Source organism: Streptomyces sp. NPDC101110 (genome assembly GCF_044759525.1).
GTDB lineage: Bacteria > Actinomycetota > Actinomycetes > Streptomycetales > Streptomycetaceae > Streptomyces.
Genome location: NZ_JBIVZM010000001.1, coordinates 525,372 through 545,825 on the forward strand (window position 1 = coordinate 525,372; position 20,454 = coordinate 545,825).

Genomic DNA, 20,454 nt, shown 5'->3' on the forward strand with positions numbered 1-20,454 from the left:
CTCCGGTCGCCGGCCGGGCTCACGGCGTCGCCTTCGCGGCCGTCGCCGCGGGTGCCTGGCCCCGCGAGCGGTGCAGCAGGGCCGACGTCGCCCGGTGCGAGATCGCCCGGACGCGCTCCGGGGACAGTCCGAGCAGGGCCGCCGTCTGCTCCTCGGCGACACCTTCGTGGAGCCTGAGCACCAGGACGAGCCGCTCCTGCGGGGTGAGCGGCGCCAAGGGGCTCGCGGGGTGCGGGCGGGAGCGGCCGAGCACGCCGTGGTGGTGCCAGGCGCCGCGCGCGAAGCGGGTGGCCAGTTGCCGGCGGGTGTGGTCGTAGGGATCCTCGCCGTGCAGCCCGTCCCAGCAGGCGTACGTGTGGGCCAGCGACAGGGTCAGCAGGCGCCGCGCGCGGGGGTTGTCGTCGGGGGACTCGGCGGTGAGCAGCGTGGCGGCGTGCAGCAGCCGCCCGGCCGCGCCCGCGACGAACGCCTCGAACTCCCGGGCGCGACGGGTTGCCCGGGACGCATGCCGCTCCAGCACCGCGCCTCCCGCCTGACGGCGACCCTGAGGATGCGGGCCCCGGCCGCGCGCGACGGGGCCCGGTCTCATATCAGGCCAGACACGGCCCCGAGGTCAAGAGCCGCGCACGGCTCGGTCGGTGCCACGCGCGCGTGCGGCGCCGGTCGCCGTGCCCGAGGGCGTGGGGAACGGGGCGGCGGGCGCTTCAGGGCGTGGTCGGGAACCGTGTCGCGGGGCGTCCCGGACGCGGTCCGGACCGTGCCGCGGGACGTTCCGGGGACGGCCGGGAGCCGGCTCCCGGGGTGTTCAGGGCGTGGCCGTGAGCCGTGCCGCGGGGCGTTCCGGACGCGGTCGTGAGCCGGGCCGCGGGGTGTTCCGGACGCGGTGCGGACCATGCCGGGGGACGTTCGGGACACGGTCGGAAGCCGGGCGGCAGGGGGCTCAGGACGTCGACTGAGCCTCCGGTCCCGGCACCCCCTGCGCGCTCATCCGGGAGGACAGCGCGGTGTTGAAGCGCGTGAGGAGGTCGCAGAACGCCTCCCGCTCCCCGGGCTCCCAGTCGTGCGTCAGTTCGGCCATCAACTGGCGCCGGGAGGAACGCACTTCCTCCAGCCGGGCCTGGCCGCGCGGGGACAGCTGCAGCACCACCGCGCGCCCGTCCTCGGGGTGCGAGGTGCGCTTCACCAGACCGGTGTCGACGAGCGGAGCCACCTGACGGGTGACCGTCGAGGAGTCGATCCCCATGCTCGCGGCGAGTGCCTTGACGCCCATGGGGCCTTCCTTGTCGAGGCGGTTGAGGAGCAGATAGGCGGCGCGGTCCATGGAGTTGCGCACCTGCCCGACCCCGCCGAGCCGGGTCTGTTCGGCACGGCGGGCGAACAGCGCCACCTCGTGCTGCAGCGTGTCGAGGAGACCGGTGTCACCGACGGTCGTCATGTCCATCGACATTTCAGGTGTTGTGGGCATGGCCGGGGGCTCACTTCGTGGAGGGCTGGCAGATTGGGGGACAGGGTACGCGGCCGGAAGGCGGGCCGTACCGGCGCTGCGCAAAGCGGGTCTCGGAGGTTGGTCACAACGGCCGTTCCCGCCTGTGAACTGCGATGCTGGAGTCATGAGCTACAGCACGGCTGACTCCTTTCGGACCGTCACCCTCGACGACGTGCGCGGCGCGCAGAAGATGCTGTCGGGTGTGGCGCGGGTGACCGCGATGGAGGGCAGCAGGCACCTGTCCCAGATGGTCGGTGCGCCGGTGCACCTCAAGTGCGAGAACCTCCAGCGGACGGGCTCGTTCAAGCTGCGCGGCGCGTACGTCCGGATCGCGGGCCTGCTGCCGGAGGAACGTGCCGCCGGTGTCGTCGCCGCGAGCGCCGGCAACCACGCGCAGGGCGTGGCCCTCGCGTCCTCCCTGCTGGGCGTGCGCTCCACGGTGTTCATGCCGAAGGGTGCTCCGCTGCCCAAGGTGAGCGCGACCCGGGACTACGGGGCGGAGGTCCGGCTGCACGGCCAGGTGGTCGACGAGACGCTGGCCGCCGCGCAGGAGTACGCGGCCGAGACGGGCGCCGTGTTCATCCACCCCTTCGACCATCCCGACATCATCGCGGGCCAGGGCACGGTGGGCCTGGAGATCCTGGAGCAGTGCCCCGAGGTGCGCACGGTCCTGGTCGGCATCGGCGGCGGCGGGCTGGCCGCCGGCATCGCGGTGGCGGTGAAGGCGCTGCGACCCGAGGTCCGGGTCGTGGGTGTGCAGGCGGCGGGCGCGGCGGCCTACCCGCCCTCGCTGGCGGCGGGCCGGCCGGTGTCGGTGGAGAATCCGGCGACCATGGCCGACGGCATCAAGGTCGGGCGGCCCGGCGACGTGCCGTTCAGGATCATCGACGAGCTGGTCGACGAGGTGCGCACGGTCAGCGAGGACGAGCTGTCGGCCGCGCTGCTGCTCTGCCTGGAGCGGGCCAAGCTGGTCGTCGAGCCGGCCGGGGCGAGCACGGTCGCTGCGCTGCTGAGCGATGCCGGCGCCTTCGAGGGCCCGGTCGTCGCGGTGCTGTCCGGCGGCAACGTCGATCCGGTGCTGATGGAGCGGGTGCTGCGGCACGGTATGGCCGCGCAGGGCCGCTACCTGGCGGTACGGCTGCGGCTGACGGACCGGCCCGGTGCCCTTGCCACTCTTCTGGGCGTGTTGTCAGTGGTCGACGCTAACGTCCTCGATGTGAGCCACGTGCGAACCGACCCACGGCTCGGGCTCACGGAGGCGGAGGTCGAGCTGCACCTGGAGACGAAGGGCCCGGCGCACTGCGTCGAGGTGGGTCAGGCGCTGCGCGAGGCGGGCTACACGGTCATCGGCTGAGCGGGCCCGACCCGGTCGGGCTACCGCCCGGACCCGGTGGGGATCCTTCCCCCGGCCCGGTCAAGATCCATTCGTCTCACGGAGAGCGACGCGGAAAAACTCATTGTGAGACGCGATACATCGCGTTATGGTGTGTTGGTGAGAAGAAGCTTCGCCGGACATCCGTCCGGTCATCCCCGAAGACGTGGAGACTCATATGCCAGGCGCCATCTACGCCGAGGGTCTGGTCAAGACCTTCGGTGACGTAAGGGCCTTGGACGGCGTCGACCTCGACGTGCCCGAAGGCACCGTCCTCGGCCTCCTCGGGCCGAACGGCGCGGGAAAGACCACCACCGTCCGCTGTCTGACCACCCTGCTGCGGCCCGACAGCGGGCGAGCGGTCGTCGCGGGCATCGACGTGCTCAAACAGCCGGATGCGGTCCGCCGCTCCATCGGGCTGTCGGGCCAGTTCGCGGCCGTCGACGAATACCTCACCGGCCGGGAGAACCTCCAGATGGTCGGCCTGCTCTACCAGATGCGGGCGAAGGCGGCGAAGGAGCGGGCGGCCGAGCTGCTGGAGCAGTTCCACCTCGCGGACGCCGCCGACCGACCCACCAAGACCTACTCGGGCGGCATGCGCCGCCGTCTCGACCTCGCGGCGGCCCTGGTCGTCTCGCCACCCGTGATGTTCATGGACGAGCCGACTACCGGCCTCGACCCGCGCAACCGTCAGCAGCTGTGGGAGGTCATCAAACAACTGGTCTCCGGCGGCACCACCCTGCTGCTCACCACGCAGTACCTGGAGGAGGCCGATCACCTGGCCCACGACATCGCGGTGGTCGACCACGGCAAGGTCATCGCCAAGGGCACCTCCGACCAGCTCAAGGCCCGCACCGGCGGCGAGCGCGTCGAGGTCGTGGTGCACCAGCGCGAGCACATCCAGGCCGCAGCCGACGTCCTGACCGGCTTCGGCAAGGGCGAGACCACCGTCGAGGATCACATGCGCAAGCTCACCGCCCCGGTGACCGGCGGTGCCAAGCTGCTCGCCGAGGTCATCCGCGAGCTGGACACCCGGGGCATCGAGATCGACGACATCGGCCTGCGCCGGCCGACCCTCGACGACGTCTTCCTCTCCCTGACGGGACACGTGGCAGAGACCGAGGACCAGGAGAAGGACAAGGAGGCCGCCCAGTGAGCGCCGTCACCGACACCGTGCGGGTCGCACCGGCCGCGAACCCGGTCAGCCAGTCGATCCGGGACTCGATGGTCGTCGCCAAGCGCAACCTGATCCGCATGTCCCGGATCCCCGAGATGATCATCTATGGGCTGATCCAGCCGATCATGTTCGTGGTGCTGTTCACCTACGTCTTCGGCGGCTCCATGCAGATCGGCAACAGCACCAGTGCCGCCGACTACAAGAACTTCCTGATGGCGGGCATCTTCGCGCAGACCGTCACGTTCGCCACCGCCAGCTCCGGAGCCGGCATCGCCGACGACATGCACAAGGGCCTCATCGACCGCTTCCGCTCCCTGCCGATGGCCCGCGGCGCGGTGCTCACCGGCCGCACCCTCGCCGACTCCGTGCAGACGGCCCTCACCCTGGTCGTCCTCGCCGTGGTCGCCCTGCTCGTCGGCTGGCGCGTCGGGTCGGACGGCAGCACCAACGCCGCCAAGGTCCTCGCGGCCTTCGGCCTGCTGCTCCTGCTCGGCTACGCGTTCACCTGGATCGGCGCCCTGATCGGCATGTCGGTGAAGACCCCCGAGGCGGCCACCTCCAGCGGCCTGATCTGGCTCTTCCCGGTCACATTCATCTCCAACGCCTTCGTGGACACCAGCCACATGACCCCGTGGCTGCGCCATATCGCCGAGTGGAACCCCTTCAGCGCCACGGTCCAGGCCTGCCGTGTGCTGTTCGCCAACCCGGGCCAGTCCCCGTCGGACGCCTGGCCCATGCAGCACCCGGTGTGGGCCTCGCTGATCTACTCGATCCTGATCCTGGTGATCTTCCGGACCCTGGCGGTGCGCAAGTACCGCTCGGCGACCGCATGACAAGGCCCCCGGCACCGCTGCGGCGCCGGGGGCACTCCAGGGAAGGGAAGGCCGGTCAGCCCTCGTACGGCTCGGCCTTGAGGATCTTCACCAGGGCCTTCTTGCCGTTCGGCAGCTCGTACTCGGCGTCCTCGCCGACCTTGTGGCCGATCACGCCGCTGCCCAGCGGGGACTGCGGCGAGTACGTCTCGATGTCGGAGCTGGCGTACTCCCGGGAGGCGAGCAGGAACGTCAGCGTGTCGTCCTCGTCGCCGTCGAACGCGATCGTGACGACCATGCCCGGCGCCACCGCACCGTCCGCCGCGGGCGCCTCACCGACCTTGGCGCTCTCCAGGAGCTGGGTGAGCTGGCGCACGCGGAGCTCCTGCTTGCCCTGTTCCTCCTTGGCCGCGTGGTACCCGCCGTTCTCACGCAGGTCGCCCTCCTCGCGCGCCGCGGCGATCTTCGCGGAGATCTCCGCCCGCGCGGGACCAGTAAGGTACTCAAGCTCAGCCTTGAGCTTGTTGTACGCCTCCTGGGTCAGCCAGGTGACGTTCTCGCTGGTCTGGGTCACAGGTGCTCCTCGTAGGTACTGGGAATACAAAGCATCGCCCTACCCAGAAGAATGTTCCTTCACGGAAGGGCGAAACCACGAGCCTAACAATTCAGGGGCCCGAGGGGGAGGACATATGCGACGACAATCACGTCAATGCAGGTCAGGCTCTACGTATTCCAGGTGACGTCAAGCGGTCGTCAGCCGGTGTGGCAGCCCAGCAGCTCGGCCGTCGTTCCCGGGGAGGTCGTACGGAGGGTGACGACCTTGTCGATGCGGGTGCCGTCCCCGTCGAAGCGGAAGTCGGCCCGGCCCACCTCGGCGCCGTTCTCGGCCTGGGAGCGCACGGTGCAGTAGCCGTCCGTGCCGGCGTCCTTGCGGACCTCCAGATGCACCTGGACGGATTTCTCGCCCGGCTCGAAGCTGATCACCTCGGCGCTGATCTCGTTCTGGGCGACGTAGTGGTAGCCGAACCAGCCGACGAGTCCCAGCAGTGCCGCCGCGAGGACGACGCCCACGACCTTGAGCGTGCGGTCGGCGCGCTCGTCCGAGGAACGGCCGTAACGGCCCTCGGGCGGTCGCGTGCTCGCCGTACTCATGATCGTCCTCCTGGCAGGGCCGGGACGCCCGGTCCCGGAAGGGGCTCCAGGACCGGGCCCCGGAATTATTCGCCCCCCGATTCGGTCACTATAGAAGCCGCTGATTGCGCCGACGCACACAGGGCGCCGACTTACTGAGGATTGAGTCTTGACTGACCAGTTGCGACTGATGGCCGTTCACGCCCACCCCGACGACGAGTCGAGCAAGGGCGCCGCGACCATGGCGAAGTACGTGTCCGAGGGGGTGGACGTGCTGGTCGTGACCTGCACGGGCGGGGAACGCGGCTCCATCCTCAATCCGAAGCTCCAGGGCGACGCGTACATCGAGGAGCACATCCACGAGGTGCGCAAGAAGGAGATGGACGAGGCCCGGGAGATCCTGGGCGTCAAGCAGGAATGGCTCGGCTTCGTCGACTCCGGGCTGCCCGAGGGCGACCCGCTGCCGCCGCTGCCGGAGGGCTGCTTCGCCCTCGAGGACGTGGACCACGCGGCCGGTGAGCTGGTGCGCAAGATCCGCGCCTTCCGCCCCCAGGTGATCACCACCTACGACGAGAACGGCGGGTACCCGCACCCCGACCACATCATGACCCACAAGATCTCCATGGTGGCGTTCGAGTCGGCCGCCGACACCGAGAAGTACCCGGAGGCCGAGTACGGCCCCGCCTACCAGCCGCAGAAGCTCTACTACAACCAGGGCTTCAACCGCCCGCGCACCGAGGCATTGCACCAGGCGATGCTCGACCGCGGCCTGGAGTCCCCCTACGGGGACTGGCTCAAGCGCTGGGATGAGTTCGGCATGAAGCAGCGCACACTCACCACGCACATCCCGTGCGCCGAGTTCTTCGAGATCCGCGACAAGGCGCTGATCGCTCACGCCACGCAGATCGACCCCGACGGGGGCTGGTTCAAGGTGCCTATGGAGATCCAGAAGGAGGTCTGGCCGACGGAGGAGTACGAGCTGGCGAAGGCCCTCGTCGATACCTCCCTCCCCGAGGACGACCTCTTTGCGGGCATCCGCGACAATGCCTGACATGAGCGCAAGCGCAAGCCTGGCAATGACGCACCTCGTCTCCTTCGCCAAGGAGGTCGACGAGGACAAGGTCACCCCCGGAGTCCTCGGCTTCATCGTCTTCGCGGCGATGGCCCTGGCGGTGTGGGCCCTGATGAAGTCCATGAGCCGGCACATGAACCGGGTCGACTTCACCCAGGTCCCCGACCCCGAGGCCGAGCAGCGGGAAGAGTCCGCGACGGAGACGTCCGCGGCGACCCCGGAAGCCGAGCCGTCCGGCGGGACCGGCAAGAAGCAGGGCTGACGCCCCACCCGAGGGCACACCACCCGTCGGCGGCCCGGCACGAAGCGCCGCCGACGGGTGACTCACGCGTCCGGCATCGCGGATGACTCACGCGTTCGGCATCGCCGCGGTGCACACCTCGCGCGCACCGCATCATGCTCCGCGGCGCGGTGCATACGCCGCGCGCGTCGCATCGGGGGCCGCGCCGCGGTGCATCGCCGGGCCGACGCCACTGGGCTGCACCGCCCGGGGGCCCGCCCAGCCCCAGGGCTACCCCTTCGAGGCCACCGCCACCCCCATCACCTCCCGCGCATGCCGGTTCGGCACCATGCCGAGTCGCCAGGCCTGCCAGCCCGCCTCCAGGGTCACGCCGCGCTCCAGCAGGAGCCCGTACGCGTCGAGGTAGTCGTCCAGCTTCGGATCGCGCAGCGGGTGCCCCGCGCAGGACAGCTGCGCCAGCTCCTCCTGCGCCACCGCCGTGCCCACCTCGATGCCGCCCGGGGCCGCGTAGGGGAGGAGGGTGCAGCGCAGGAAGCGGGCCCAGTCCTCGCCCCGGCGGTCGCCGTAGGACGTGAAGAGCTCCACCGCCTCGTCGCACAGGGCCAGGGCCTGCTGGGTGCGGGCGTTGCCCGCGTCCACGACCGCCAGCTCCAAACACGTCCACGCCTCCCCGTGGGCGACGCCGATGCGCTGGAAGTCGGCCCGGGCGTCGACCAGCAGCTGGCGGGCGAAGCCGGAGTTGCGCAGCGAGCCAGTCTGAGCCGCCCGCTGGTCACGGGTGACGCGGGCCGAGTGGTGGCGTGCGCAGGCCAGTCCGTAGACGTCCCGCATGCGGGAGAACATGGTGCGGGCGCGTTCCAGTTCGCGGACCGCCGGGTCGAGGTCGCCCGTCTCCTCCAGGGCCTGGCCCAGGTAGTACAGCGTCCAGGCCTCGCCGCGCGCGTCCTCGTTGTCGCGGTGGCGCGCGGCCGCCCCGCGCAGCTCCTCCACCGCCGGCGACGCGTCACCCGCGACCAGCAGCGCCCGGGCCAGCTGGGTCAGGGCCCAGGCCTCACCACGGGCGTCACGGGTGCGGCCGTACAGGTCCAGGGCCGCCCGCAGCTCGGCCTCGGCGCGCGGGACGTCGCCCATGCGCAGCCCCAGCTGGCCGAGCTGGAAGTGCGCCCACGCCTGGCCGTGCACGGACTCGCCCGCGCGGTGCAGGACGAGTGACTCGGTCAGCAGGTCCAGGGCCTCGCCCACCCGCGCGCGGTCCCGCTCGACGGCCGCCAGGGCGTGCATCGTCCAGGCACGGTCCGTGGCCAGCTCGGCGGAGGCCTGGAGCGCCAGGGCCTCGCGGAGCTTTGCCGACGCCTCCGTCAGATTGCCCTGGTGGTGCAGGGTGATGCCGAGGGAGCACAGGGCGCGGGCCGCACCGGCGTCGTGGTGGGCCTCCCGGTAGAGGTCCACGACCGACGCGAGGGTCGTACGGGCCTTGTCCAGTTCGCCCAGCTGCCGTGCCGCGATACCCGTGCGCCACTGCACCGAGCGGACCAGCAGGCCCTCGTCGACCGCCTGGGCCAGCTCACTGATCTCGCCCAGCCGGTACAGGTCCCCGCGCAGCAGGCAGTAGTCGCACAGGGCGCCCAGCAGGTTCAGCACCGCCGCCTGATTCACGCCCTCGGCGTGCCGCAGGGCCGCCGTGATGAAGCTCGACTCGTCGTCCAGCCAGCGCAGCGCCTCGTCGAGGGAGGTGAAGCCGTACGGGCTGAAGCGGTTGGTGCGCGTCGACATGTTGCCGTCGACCATGCGCAGCACCGAGTCGGCCAACTCGGCGTAGTTCACGATCAGCCGCTCCTGCGCCGCCGTGCGCTCCGCCGGCTCCTCCTCGTCGAGGAGGCGGGCCCGGGCGAAGGAGCGGACCAGGTCGTGCAGCCGGTAGCGGTCGCCGCGGACGTGGTCGATCAGGCCGGCCCGGGTCAGGACCTCCAGATGGCGTTTGGCCTCCGCCTCGTCGGTGGCCAGCAGCGCGGCGGCCGCCGCGGCACCCAGCGACGCCCGCCCGGCCAGGGCCAGCCGGCGCAGCAACCGCCGCACCGTCTCCGACTGGTCGGTGTAGCGCAGCCACAGGGCGCGTTCGACCGGCTCGACCGGGCCGTAGGCGTCGAGGTCCGTGGCCAGCGCGCGCGGGGAGCGCGGGCCGAGGCACGAGCCCGCGATGCGCAGCGCCAGCGGCAGCCCGCCACACAGCTCCCGGACCCGGTCCGCGGACTCCGCGTCGTACGGCCCGGAGTGGTCCTGGGCGGCCGCGCCCAGCAGTTCCTCCGCACCGGCGGCGTCCAGCGGCTGCACCGCCAGCCGGTGCACCCGCGCGGGCAGACCGTCCAGCTCCAGCGGACCCCGCGCCGTCACCAGTACCAGGCTGTCGGACCGCTCCGGGACCAGCGCACGGATCTGCTCCCCGTCCGAGGCGTCGTCGAGGACGACCGTGACGGGCAGGCCGGTCAGATGCTGGTGGTACAGCTCGCTCAGCCGCTTGACCTGCTGGTCGGGGGAGGAGCGCTCGCGGAACAGCAACTGCTCGCGGGGCGCGCCGAGCCGGTTCAGCAGATGGAGCAGGGCGTCACGGGTGGACAGCGGGGACCCGCCCGGCCCCTCGGCCCGCAGGTCGACGACGCAGGCGCCGCGGAAGTAGTCCCTCAGGTCGTGCGTGGCGTGCACCGCGAGCGTGGTGCGGCCGCTGCCGGGCTCGCCGTGCAGCACGACCACGGTCGGCTGGGTCTCCGTGCCGGCCCGGGCCGCTTGCACCCACTGCCGGATCTGCGCCAGCTCGGCCCGCCGCCCCGCGAAGGGCTGCGCCGGCCCGGGGAGCTGCCCGAAGGACTGCTCCAGCACGTTGCGCCCGCGAGCCGCCGCGCTCTTGTCCGCGCCCCGCAGCCGCGGGCCCGTCCTCGTCGGCCCGGTCGAGGCCGCGAGCACCCGCTGCTGGTCCAGGAACGGCCGGATGCCCCGCACCTCAAGCGCCGTCAGCCACTGCAGCCGCAACTGCTCGGGCCCGCCCGGCTGGCTCACGGCCCCGGCGCGGCGGTGCGCGGCCGGCAGATGCGAGCCGACCACCTTCACCACCGTCGCCGCGGCCCCCACGACGCCCACCGTGACACCGGCCCCGACAGCGGTCCCGGTCCCCGTGCCCAGGGCCATGTCGGCGACGACGGCCGCGACCGCCGCCACGACGGCCACCAGCAGCGGCGTTCCGGCGCCCTCCCGGGCGTAGCGCTGCCCGAAGGTGAGCTGACCGGCCGCCGCCTCGTCCAGGGCACGGGTGTAGGCCTCGTACTCCTCGGACGCGCTCCCCGCCATCACGTCGAGCGCGCCGCGCGCCCGGGCCAGCAACACCTTCCCGTCGGTGCGGCCGCCCGAGCGGCGCACCTCCTCCTCCACGGCCCGTCCCAACAGCCGCTCGGCCTCCGCCCGATGACTGTCCCGCATGTCAAGGTCCCCCTCCGGCGGCAACTCCTGTGCGTATGAGTGTCCTTGGTGGGAGGCGTGAGCGCGAGGGGGCGACGATCAACGTTTGCGTCCGGTGACCTCCGGCCGCTCACCCGGGGCGGGAACGCGGCGGGAACGGGACGGGAAGCCGCCCCCCGACGGTGGCCGAGGCACACACCGCACGACACCGGCCACACTTCCACCGAGCTCCGACGCGCTGCGCCCGACGTCTTCCGGCGTCGGCGACCGGCGGTACCGCAGCGCGTGGCTCCTCACCGGGGGGATGACCACCTGCCTTGGGGAGGGCGAGTCCAGCTCAACGAGGGAGCTGTCCATGCCGGACATCGTTCTGGATCGACACCACTCCGGTGCGACGCAGCAGACCCGGGTCGCTGAGGCCGGTCCGGTAGGCGTCAGTACTTCGTCAGTACAGGTCCACGGTGCAGAACGTCGCTGGTCAACGTGCTCCTTCGATAGGTCCTGGCGCCTTTCGACGGCGTGCTGCCGCACGACGCCCGGCCTCCGGGGGCGAGCGGTGTGCGCCGGCCGTGCCGGCTGGTGAGCGCGGTGACCGGTGCGGTCACGCCCCAGCCTGCGATCCGGCGCTCCCGGCCCGGTACCGGATCACTACCGGGCGGATCCCGCGCACCGGCGGGGTGGAGCGGTCGGGGCGGTCGCCGCGCGACGCCTGACGCGTGCGGGGCCGGGTACTGCGGCAGGATGGACACCATGCCGAACCGACTGGCCCACGAAACGTCCCCGTACCTCCTTCAGCACGCCGACAACCCCGTCGACTGGTGGCCCTGGTCGGAGGAGGCTTTCGAAGAGGCCCGGAAGCGGAACGTGCCCGTTCTGCTCAGCGTCGGCTACAGCAGCTGTCACTGGTGTCACGTCATGGCGCACGAGTCCTTCGAGGACCAGGAGACCGCCGAGTACCTCAACGCGCACTACGTGAGCGTGAAGGTCGACCGCGAAGAACGCCCCGACGTGGACGCCGTCTACATGGAGGCCGTGCAGGCGGCCACCGGCCAGGGCGGCTGGCCCATGACCGTCTTCCTCACCCCGGACGCCGAGCCGTTCTACTTCGGTACGTACTTCCCGCCCGCTCCCCGCCAGGGCATGCCCTCGTTCCGGCAGGTGCTCCAGGGGGTGCACCAGGCGTGGGACGAGCGGCGGGACGAGGTGACCGAGGTCGCCGGGAAGATCGTCCGGGACCTGGCCGGGCGGGAGATCTCCTACGGCGACGCGCAGACCCCCGGTGAGGAGGAGCTGGCGCAGGCGCTGCTCGGGCTCACCCGGGAGTACGACCCGCAGCGCGGCGGTTTCGGCGGGGCGCCGAAGTTCCCGCCGTCCATGGTGCTGGAGTTCCTGCTGCGGCACCATGCGCGGACCGGCGCCGAGGGCGCGCTCCAGATGGCGAGCGACACCTGCGAGCGGATGGCCCGGGGCGGGATGTACGACCAGCTCGGGGGCGGCTTCGCCCGCTACTCCGTCGACCGCGACTGGGTCGTGCCGCACTTCGAGAAGATGCTGTACGACAACGCCCTGCTGTGCCGGGTGTACGCCCACCTCTGGCGCTCCACTGGGTCGGAGCTCGCACGGCGCGTCGCGCTGGAGACCGCCGACTTCATGGTGCGTGAACTGCGCACGAACGAGGGCGGGTTCGCCTCCGCGCTGGACGCCGACAGCGACGACGGGACGGGCCGTCACGTCGAGGGCGCGTACTACGTGTGGACGCCCGAGCAGCTGCGGGAGGTGCTCGGCGACGAGGACGCGGAGCTCGCGGCCCGGCACTTCGGTGTGACCGAGGAGGGCACCTTCGAGGAGGGCGCGTCCGTTCTCCAACTGCCGTCTCAGGACGGTCTGTTCGACGCCGGAAAGGTCGCCTCGATCCATGAGCGGCTGCTCGCGGCCAGGGCCGAGCGGCCCGCGCCCGGCCGGGACGACAAGGTCGTCGCCGCCTGGAACGGCCTCGCGATCGCCGCGCTCGCCGAGACCGGTGCCTACTTCGACCGGCCCGACCTGGTCGAGGCCGCCGTCGCCGCGGCCGATCTCCTCGTCAGGCTGCACCTGGACGAGCAGGCCCGGCTGACCCGCACCAGCAAGGACGGGCACGCCGGTGCCAACCCGGGCGTGCTGGAGGACTACGCGGATGTGGCGGAGGGCTTCCTCGCGCTGGCGTCCGTCACGGGGGAGGGCGTCTGGCTGGAGTTCGCCGGGTTCCTCCTCGACCACGTCCTGGCCCGTTTCACCGACCCCGAGTCGGGTGCGCTGTACGACACCGCGGCCGATGCCGAGCAGTTGATCCGCCGTCCGCAGGACCCGACCGACAACGCGGCCCCGTCAGGCTGGACGGCTGCCGCGAACGCGTTGCTGAGTTACGCCGCGCACACCGGCTCCGAGCCTCACCGCACCGCCGCCGAAAGGGCGTTGGGCGTCGTGAAGGCGCTGGGACCGCGGGTGCCCCGCTTCATCGGCTGGGGACTGGCCGCGGCCGAGGCCGTGCTGGACGGCCCGCGCGAGGTCGCGGTCGTGGGTCCGGCGCTGGACGACGAGGGCACAAGGGCCCTGCACCGTACGGCACTTCTGGGCACCGCGCCCGGTGCGGTGGTCGCCGTGGGCGTCCCGGAGAGCGAGGAGTTCCCCCTGCTCGCGGACCGTCCGCTGGTCGGCGGTGAACCGGCCGCGTACGTCTGCCGTAACTTCACATGCGACGCCCCGACGACCGAGCCTGACCGGCTGAGTACGGTCTTGAGTGGCTGAAGTCACGTATCAACGGAAACATGGTCTTTATCTGAACAGCCCCCGGGCTTCACAGTTCCCCCCTAATCTCTGCACAGTGACGTGGCGGACGAGGCCGCACCGGCCCACCGTCACGACAGGGGGTTCTGGGATCTGGGGGGATCTGTTTGCTGACGTCTGTCTTCATCGCTGCTGTTTCGCTTGCCCTGTTCTGGATGGCGGCGTTCACCCTGTGGTGGCAGATGCACGCCTGGCGTACGCCGGAAGTGCTCGCCTCCACCCGGTTCAGCAGCCCGGACGGGGACGAACACGTCTCCTTCTCGCTGCTGTTGCCCGCCCGGCACGAACAGGCGGTGCTGGACCACACGATCCAGCGGCTGCTGGAGTCGAGCCACACCGACTTCGAGATCATCGTGATCGTCGGGCACGACGACCCGGAGACCACCGCGGTCGCCGAGCAGGCCGCCGCACGTGACCCACGGGTCCGGGTCGTCGTCGACACGCACGAGAAGAAGAACAAGCCGAAGGCCATGAACACGGCCCTGCCGCACTGCCGCGGTGACGTCGTCGGGGTCTTCGACGCGGAGGACCAGGTCCACCCCGAGCTCCTCGCCCACGTCGACCACGCCTTCCTCACCACCGGCGCGGACGTCGTCCAGGGCGGGGTGCAGCTGATCAACTTCCACTCCAGCTGGTACAGCCTGCGCAACTGCCTTGAGTACTTCTTCTGGTTCCGCTCGCGGCTCCATCTGCACGCGCAGAAAGGTTTCATTCCGCTCGGCGGCAACACCGTCTTCGTCCGCACGGACGTCCTCAGGGAAGCCGGCGGCTGGGACCCGAACTGCCTCGCCGAGGACTGCGATCTGGGCGTGCGCCTGTCCAGCGTGGGCAAGAAGGTCGTCGTCGCCTACGACTCCGACATGGTGACCCGCGAGGAGACCCCGGGCTCGCTGATGTCCCTGCTGAAGCAGCGCACCCGCTGGAACCAGGGGTTCCTCCAGGTGTACCGGAAGAAGGACTGGAAGCAACTGCCCACCCTGGGGCAGCGCCTCCTCGCCCGCTACACCCTGATGACCCCGTTCATGCAGGCCTTCACCGGCCTGATCATCCCGCTCAACGTGGCGATCGCCCTGTTCCTGGACGTGCCCGTCGGCATCGCCTTCATCACCTTCCTGCCGGCCGTCACCGCCCTGGTCACCTTCGTCTTCGAGGTCGTCGGACTGCACGACTTCGGCAAGCAGTACGGGCTGCGCGTCCGCCTCGCGCACTACCTGAAACTGATCGTGGGCGGCCCCTTCTACCAGGTCCTCCTCGCCGGCGCGGCCGTGCGGGCCGTCTGGCGTGAGCAGCGCGGCCGCAACGACTGGGAGCTGACGACCCACGTCGGCGCGCACCTCGACGAGCCGGCCGTGAACCGGCAGGACGCGACCCGAGAGGACGTTCCCGCGTGACCTCCACCCTTCCCGCGGTGACCGCCGCGAAGGTCCCCGCGCAGCGCGGGCCCGCCCCCCGCACCGGTGCGCACCGGCGAGTCGAGCCGCCGAGCCGGCTGCGCTCCTCCCGGCCCGACCTGATCCTGTGCGGAGTCCTCCTGGCGGCGATCCTCGTCGTGCAGGGCTGGAACATCGCCGACTACCCGGCCCTCAGCGACGACGAGGGCACCTATCTCGCCCAGGCCTGGTCGGTCCAGCAGGGCGACGGACTCGCCCACTACACCTACTGGTACGACCATCCGCCCCTCGGCTGGATCCAGATCGCCCTGCTGACCTGGATCCCCGCGCTGATCAGCCCCGAGTCGATGACGGTGGGCACCATGCGCGCCGCGATGCTGGTGATCAGCGGCATCAGCGCGGTCCTGGTCTTCGTGCTGGGCCGGCGCCTGGCGCTGCCCCGCTGGGCGGCCGCGCTCGGCATGGTGTTCTTCGGGCTCTCGCCGCTGTCGATCGTGCTTCAGCGGGAGATCTTCCTCGACAACCTCGCGGTGATGTGGACGCTGCTGGCCTTCACCCTGGCCGCCTCCCCGAGCCGGCACCTCTGGCACCACTTCGGCGCGGGCATCGCGGCCGCCACAGCCGTACTCACCAAGGAGACGATGCTCGTCGTCCTGCCCGCCCTGTTCCTCACCATGTGGCGCCACAGCCACCGCGACACCCGCAAGTTCGCCCTCACCGGAGCCGTCACGGCCTGCGCCCTGATCGGCTTCTCGTACCCGCTGTTCGCCCTGCTCAAGGGCGAGCTGATGCCGGGCGCAGGCCACGTGTCCCTCTGGGACGGCGTCAAGTACCAGATGACCAGACCCGGTTCGGGCTTCATCCTGGACCAGGGCTCCGGCTCCTGGGGCGTGCTCCAGTCGTGGCTCTACTACGACCGGATCCTGCCGCTCGGCGGCCTCGCGGGCGCCCTGCTGCTGCTCCTCACCTGGCGCTGGTCGGTCACCGCCCGCGCGCTCGCCGGACCCGCCCTGGCCGTCGCGATCTTCGCCGCGCTGGCCCTGCGCCCCAACGGCTACCTCCCCGCGATGTACGTCATCCAGGCCCTGCCGTTCCTCGCGCTGGTCCTCGCCGGAGGCACCGCCTCCGTCGCCCATGCCGTGCTGAGCCGCTGGCGCTCCGAGGCGGAGAAACGGTACGTCAGCGCGGGCCGGTACGCGCTCGCCGCCGTCCTGGCCCTGGCCGCCGGCGCCTACGTCGTCCCGCACTGGTACGACGGCGCCCGCACGGCCGTCACCACCGACGCCAACGCCCCCTACAAGGCCGCGTCGAAGTGGCTGGCCACGGAGGTCGACGACCCCGGGCGCACCCGGGTGCTGGTCGACGACGCGCTCTGGCTGGACCTAGTGCACCAGGGCTACCGGCCCGGCCTCGGCGTCATCTGGTTCTACAAGGCCGACCTCGACCCGGCGGTGACCAAGACGATGCCGCGCGGCTGGAAGGACCTCGACTACGTCGTCGCCTCGCCGACCGTGCGGCGGGACGCGGCCGACCTGCCCAACGTCAAGGCCGCCATGGAGCACTCCGAGCCGGTCGCCACCTTCGGCACCGGCGAGGACCGCATCGAGATCCGTCAGATCCAGACGACCGCCGGAGGCAGGCGATGAGCCAGGAGCACACCGTCCCCGGTGAGGTCGTCGAGACCGAGCCCACCGAGATCCCCGAGCCGGGCGCGGTCACCATCGTCGTACCGACCTTCAACGAGTCTGCGAACGTACGGCAGTTGCTGCACCAGATCACCGAGGCCGTCCCGGCCCGGCTGCCCTGCGAGGTCGTCTTCGTGGACGACTCCACGGACGACACGCCCGAGGTCATCGAGAAGGCGGCGCAGGACTGCCCGTTCCCGGTGACCGTGCTGCACCGCGAGGAGCCGGTGGGCGGGCTCGGCGGCGCGGTCGTCGAGGGCCTGAAGGCGGCCACCTCGGACTGGATCGTCGTCATGGACGGCGACTGCCAGCACCCGCCGTCCCTCGTGCCCGACCTGGTCGCCACCGGCGAACGGGCGGGCGCCGGGCTCGTCGTGGCCTCCCGCTACATCAAGGGCGGCAGCCGGGCCGGGCTCGCGGGCAGCTACCGCATCGCCGTCTCGCGTGGCGCGACCTGGCTGACCAAGGCGCTCTTCCCGCGCCGCCTGCACGGCATCAGCGACCCGATGAGCGGCTTCTTCGCGATCCGCCGCAGCGCGGTCACCGCGGAGGTCCTCCAGCCGCTCGGCTACAAGATCCTCCTCGAACTCGCCGTACGCAGCCGCCCGCGCACGGTCACCGAGGTGCCCTTCGTCTTCCAGGACCGGTTCGCCGGGGAGTCCAAGTCGACCGCGCAGGAAGGCCTGCGCTTCCTGCGCCACCTGGCCGGACTGCGCACCGCCTCCCCGGTGGCCCGCATGATCGGGTTCGGCCTGATCGGACTGACCGGCTTCCTGCCGAACCTGGTCGGCCTGTGGGCCCTCACCGCGCTCGGCATGCACTACGTACCGGCGGAGATCCTCGCCAACCAGCTCGGCGTCGCCTGGAACTTCCTGCTCATCGAGCACCTGCTGTTCCGCGAGCGGCGCCGGCACCGCCGCTGGTGGGACCGGGCCGGACGGTTCGCGCTGCTCGCCAACGCCGACCTGGTGCTGCGCATCCCGCTGATCGCCCTGTTCGTGCACCAGTTCCACCTGGGCGTGCTGTCGGCCACCGCGCTCGCGCTGGTGACGACGTTCGTCCTGCGCTTCGCCGGGACCGAAGCGCTGGTCTACCTGCCGCGCCGGGGCCGTGAGAAGCCCGCGCGTGACGGCCGTACAGCAAGGAGAGCCGTGTGAAACCCCGCCGCAGAACGACCGCACTCCTGTCCGTGGCAGCCCTCACCTCGGGCCTGCTCCTGACCGCACCCCAGTCCGCCTCCGCCGCCAACCTCATCAAGAACCCCGGCTTCGAGACCGCGGGCGGCGACGGCATGCCGTACTGCTGGGAGAAGTCCGGCTGGGGCGACAACGACTTCACCTTCACCACCACGGCCGACGCGCACACCGGCTCCAAGGCCATGAAGGTCGAGCTGACCCGCCGCGTCGACGGCGACCGCAAGGCGCTGATCACCGAGTCCGCCGCGTGTGCGCCGGTGGTGACGCCGGGCAAGCAGTACGACCTCGGCCTCTGGTACAAGACGACGACCCCGGACGCGGCGATCACCCTGTTCCGGCACGACACGACGGCCGGCTGGCAGTACTGGACCGACCTCAAGACGCTGGACATGGCCGGCAACTGGACCGAGGCCACCGTCCGCACACCCGAGGTCCCGGCCGGCACCGACCGCATCTCCTGGGGCGTCTCCGTCTACGGCACGGGCTCCGCCACCACCGACGACTACACGATGGACCAGGTCCCCGACCCGGTCCTGCCCCCGGAGTGCACCGGCACCGCCGCGCAGTGCGCCGACGGCAAGTGGGAGGTGCTGCCCACGCAGAACCCGGTCCGCTCCATGCACTCGGTCGTCCTCCACAACGGCAAGGTGTTGCTGATCGCGGGCTCCGGCAACGACGAGTCGATGTTCGAGGCCGGCACCTTCACCTCGGCGGTGTACGACCCGCAGAAGGGCACCTACAAGGTCATCCCCACCCCGAAGGACATGTTCTGCGCCGGCCATGTGCAGCTCCAGGACGGGCGCGTGCTAGTGATGAGCGGCAACAAGGCGTACCCGGTGCCGGGCGGCCACGGCTACGAGGGCTTCAAGGACTCGTACGTCTTCGATCCGCGGACCGAGACCTACGCCAAGACCAACGACATGAACGACGGCCACTGGTACCCGTCGGCGACGATCCTCGGCAACGGTGACGTCATCTCCTTCGGCGGCCTGCGCGAGGACTCCACCGGCTCGGTCACCGCCGAGCTGTTCTCCGAGGCCGAGCAACGCTGGCAGCCGCTGTGGAAGGTCAACCAGACCTGGTCGTACTGGGGTCTGTACCCGTCGATGATCCTCATGCAGGACGGCCGCCTCTTCTACTCGGGCAGCCACGTCTTCGGCAACAACATCCCGGGGACGGGCTCGGCGATCTACGACTACGGCGCCAACACCACCACCCAGGTCCCGGGCCTGCGCGACAAGGACGAGCGCGACCAGTCGGCGAGCGTGCTGCTGCCCCCGGCGCAGGACCAGAAGGTCCTCACCCTCGGCGGCGGCAACATCGACTCCAACCCGGAGGCGAACCGCCTGACCGACATCATCGACCTCAAGCAGCCCAACCCCTCGTACGTCGCCGGTCCGCCGATCCCGCAGGGCACCGTCGACCTCGGCAACGGCCCGGTCCCGCAGACCGGGAACCAGGGCAAGATGTACGTCTCCGCCGTGCTGATGCCCGACGGCAAGGTGCTGGAGACGGGCGGCGCGCTGCACAACCGCGCCAACCCCGTCCACGAGACGTCGATCTTCGACCCCGAGTCGGAGACCTTCGACCCGGTGGCCGCCGACCCCGAGGCGCGCGGCTACCACTCGTCGGCGTTCCTGCTCCCCGACGGCCGGGTGATGACGACCGGCGACAACCCGGGCAACGGCACCTGGAACCACGACGTGTCGGTGTACAGCCCGCCGTACCTCTTCAAGGGCCCGCGTCCCGCGATCACCTCCGTCATCGACACCGAGTGGAACTACGGCGACACCCAGCGGATCACCGTCGACCGGCCCATCGCCAAGGCCGAGCTGATCCGCCCGGCGGCCGTCACGCATTCCTCCGACCCCAACCAGCGGTTCGTGGACCTGCCGCTGTCCGTCGACGGCAACAACGTCGACCTCAACGTGACGAGCAACCCCAACCTGGCCCCGCCCGGCTGGTACATGCTCTTCGCGGTCGACGCCAACGGGGTTCCCTCGGTGGCGAAGTGGGTGCACCTCCAGGGGCCGCAGGCCCTCAGGGCGACGGACGCCTCGGCCCATGTCCACGACTTCGCGGACCGGCCGACGGGCAAGGTGATCAAGCCCGGCAAGAAGCGGGTGTCCCAGAAGGTCAGCCCGACGATCTCCGGCTGCGACCGCCACTACGGCTCGATCAACGTCTGCGTGCCGACGGACTTCCCGGCGGAGGTGAAGAAGACGACGGCGGCGCGCTGTGAGTGGCTCAGGACCAACGACTACGGCCGCCTGAGGATCAACGGCAAGGACGACCCGCTCGGCCTGGACCGCAACAGGGACGGAATCGCCTGCGGCAAGGCAGACATGACCAGGCGCTAGGTGTGCCGTCCGGACAGGTTGGTGACGCGGCCCAGGGGCGGCACGCCCCTTTCAGGGGCGGGGAACTGCGCGACCGACCACAACGGCCGCGCGGTTCCCCACGGCGCTCAACCGTCAACGGCGCTCCAGGCGGTGTGCGGCGGTTCGCGACAGTCGAGGTGGCCGGCCGCCCCGACCGACTGCGGCGACCTGGGAGGCCGCGGCGGCCGGCTGCCAGCGGCCGAAGGCCCGCCGGGAGCTGGGCGCCTTTCACGTGGCTCC

At 71.2% G+C, this 20,454-nt stretch carries 15 protein-coding genes; 10 read left to right on the forward strand and 5 right to left on the reverse strand.

What is annotated here, in order from left to right:
- Window positions 1-19 precede the first annotated feature (19 nt).
- Both ACIQU3_RS02505 and ACIQU3_RS02510 read right to left on the reverse strand, forming a co-directional pair.
- Window positions 20-520: a sigma factor-like helix-turn-helix DNA-binding protein gene (locus tag ACIQU3_RS02505; protein WP_403724938.1), complete on the reverse strand. Its 501-nt coding sequence runs from the start codon at window positions 518-520 to the stop codon at window positions 20-22.
- A gap of 420 nt (window positions 521-940) precedes the next feature.
- The gene (locus ACIQU3_RS02510; RefSeq protein WP_403725616.1) at window positions 941-1,447 is read right to left on the reverse strand and encodes a MarR family winged helix-turn-helix transcriptional regulator; all 507 of its coding nucleotides are present in this window, start codon (window positions 1,445-1,447) and stop codon (window positions 941-943) included.
- 163 nt (window positions 1,448-1,610) lie between these two features.
- Here ACIQU3_RS02510 and ilvA point away from each other — a divergent pair, with 163 nt between their 5' ends.
- From ilvA to ACIQU3_RS02525, 3 genes are all read left to right on the forward strand, one after another.
- On the forward strand, window positions 1,611-2,840 hold the full coding sequence (gene ilvA / locus ACIQU3_RS02515; RefSeq protein WP_403724941.1) for a threonine ammonia-lyase: 1,230 nt from the start codon (window positions 1,611-1,613) through the stop codon (window positions 2,838-2,840).
- A gap of 196 nt (window positions 2,841-3,036) precedes the next feature.
- Window positions 3,037-4,014 (forward strand): ATP-binding cassette domain-containing protein, encoded by a 978-nt coding sequence (locus tag ACIQU3_RS02520; protein WP_403923078.1) that lies wholly within the window; start codon window positions 3,037-3,039, stop codon window positions 4,012-4,014.
- Window positions 4,011-4,868, forward strand: a complete 858-nt coding sequence (locus ACIQU3_RS02525; protein WP_403724947.1) for an ABC transporter permease — start codon at window positions 4,011-4,013, stop codon at window positions 4,866-4,868. Before ACIQU3_RS02520 ends, ACIQU3_RS02525 begins: the two co-directional genes overlap by 4 nt.
- Before the next feature lie 55 nt (window positions 4,869-4,923).
- Here the strand turns inward: ACIQU3_RS02525 and greA are convergent, their stop codons facing one another.
- The gene (gene greA / locus ACIQU3_RS02530) at window positions 4,924-5,421 is read right to left on the reverse strand and encodes a transcription elongation factor GreA (protein WP_234845475.1); all 498 of its coding nucleotides are present in this window, start codon (window positions 5,419-5,421) and stop codon (window positions 4,924-4,926) included.
- Window positions 5,422-5,600: 179 nt separating this feature from the next.
- The gene (locus ACIQU3_RS02535; RefSeq protein ID WP_403923080.1) at window positions 5,601-5,999 is read right to left on the reverse strand and encodes a DUF4307 domain-containing protein; all 399 of its coding nucleotides are present in this window, start codon (window positions 5,997-5,999) and stop codon (window positions 5,601-5,603) included.
- Window positions 6,000-6,147: 148 nt separating this feature from the next.
- On the opposite strand from ACIQU3_RS02535, the gene mca reads away from it, so the two are divergent.
- Both mca and ACIQU3_RS02545 read left to right on the forward strand, forming a co-directional pair.
- Window positions 6,148-7,029 carry a mycothiol conjugate amidase Mca gene (gene mca / locus ACIQU3_RS02540; protein WP_403724955.1) on the forward strand — a complete coding sequence of 294 codons (882 nt, stop codon included), beginning with the start codon at window positions 6,148-6,150 and terminating at the stop codon, window positions 7,027-7,029.
- Entirely contained in the window at window positions 7,022-7,312 is a 291-nt protein-coding gene (locus tag ACIQU3_RS02545; protein WP_403724958.1) for a hypothetical protein, read from the forward strand. Before mca ends, ACIQU3_RS02545 begins: the two co-directional genes overlap by 8 nt.
- A 249-nt stretch (window positions 7,313-7,561) precedes the next feature.
- On the opposite strand, the gene ACIQU3_RS02550 is transcribed toward ACIQU3_RS02545, so the two are convergent.
- Entirely contained in the window at window positions 7,562-10,759 is a 3,198-nt protein-coding gene (locus tag ACIQU3_RS02550) for a tetratricopeptide repeat protein (RefSeq protein ID WP_403923082.1), read from the reverse strand.
- Between the two features lie 729 nt (window positions 10,760-11,488).
- Here ACIQU3_RS02550 and ACIQU3_RS02555 point away from each other — a divergent pair.
- The 5 genes from ACIQU3_RS02555 (at window position 11,489) to ACIQU3_RS02575 (ending at window position 20,193) form a co-directional block, all read left to right on the forward strand.
- Entirely contained in the window at window positions 11,489-13,522 is a 2,034-nt protein-coding gene (locus ACIQU3_RS02555) for a thioredoxin domain-containing protein (protein ID WP_403923084.1), read from the forward strand.
- A 146-nt stretch (window positions 13,523-13,668) separates the two neighbouring features.
- Window positions 13,669-14,952: a glycosyltransferase gene (locus ACIQU3_RS02560; protein ID WP_403724966.1), complete on the forward strand. Its 1,284-nt coding sequence runs from the start codon at window positions 13,669-13,671 to the stop codon at window positions 14,950-14,952.
- Complete coding sequence (locus tag ACIQU3_RS02565) at window positions 14,949-16,598, forward strand: ArnT family glycosyltransferase (RefSeq protein WP_403724969.1); 1,650 nt, start codon at window positions 14,949-14,951, stop codon at window positions 16,596-16,598. The genes ACIQU3_RS02560 and ACIQU3_RS02565 overlap by 4 nt, the downstream gene beginning before the upstream one ends.
- Window positions 16,595-17,794: a glycosyltransferase gene (locus ACIQU3_RS02570; protein ID WP_403724973.1), complete on the forward strand. Its 1,200-nt coding sequence runs from the start codon at window positions 16,595-16,597 to the stop codon at window positions 17,792-17,794. The genes ACIQU3_RS02565 and ACIQU3_RS02570 overlap by 4 nt, the downstream gene beginning before the upstream one ends.
- Window positions 17,791-20,193, forward strand: a complete 2,403-nt coding sequence (locus ACIQU3_RS02575) for a galactose oxidase-like domain-containing protein (protein ID WP_403724978.1) — start codon at window positions 17,791-17,793, stop codon at window positions 20,191-20,193. The genes ACIQU3_RS02570 and ACIQU3_RS02575 overlap by 4 nt, the downstream gene beginning before the upstream one ends.
- Window positions 20,194-20,454: the final 261 nt, after the last annotated feature.

What these genes read in the sequence shown, in the direction of transcription:
- ACIQU3_RS02510 (WP_403725616.1), bottom strand. Translation starts at nt 1,447, where the DNA reads ATGTCGATGGACATGACGACCGTCGGTGACACCGGTCTCCTCGACACG.
- ACIQU3_RS02545 (WP_403724958.1), top strand. Translation starts at nt 7,022, where the DNA reads ATGCCTGACATGAGCGCAAGCGCAAGCCTGGCAATGACGCACCTCGTC.
- ACIQU3_RS02555 (WP_403923084.1), top strand. Translation starts at nt 11,489, where the DNA reads ATGCCGAACCGACTGGCCCACGAAACGTCCCCGTACCTCCTTCAGCAC.
- ACIQU3_RS02570 (WP_403724973.1), top strand. Translation starts at nt 16,595, where the DNA reads ATGAGCCAGGAGCACACCGTCCCCGGTGAGGTCGTCGAGACCGAGCCC.
- ACIQU3_RS02520 (WP_403923078.1), top strand. Translation starts at nt 3,037, where the DNA reads ATGCCAGGCGCCATCTACGCCGAGGGTCTGGTCAAGACCTTCGGTGAC.
- ACIQU3_RS02535 (WP_403923080.1), bottom strand. Translation starts at nt 5,999, where the DNA reads ATGAGTACGGCGAGCACGCGACCGCCCGAGGGCCGTTACGGCCGTTCC.
- ilvA (WP_403724941.1), top strand. Translation starts at nt 1,611, where the DNA reads ATGAGCTACAGCACGGCTGACTCCTTTCGGACCGTCACCCTCGACGAC.
- ACIQU3_RS02550 (WP_403923082.1), bottom strand. Translation starts at nt 10,759, where the DNA reads ATGCGGGACAGTCATCGGGCGGAGGCCGAGCGGCTGTTGGGACGGGCC.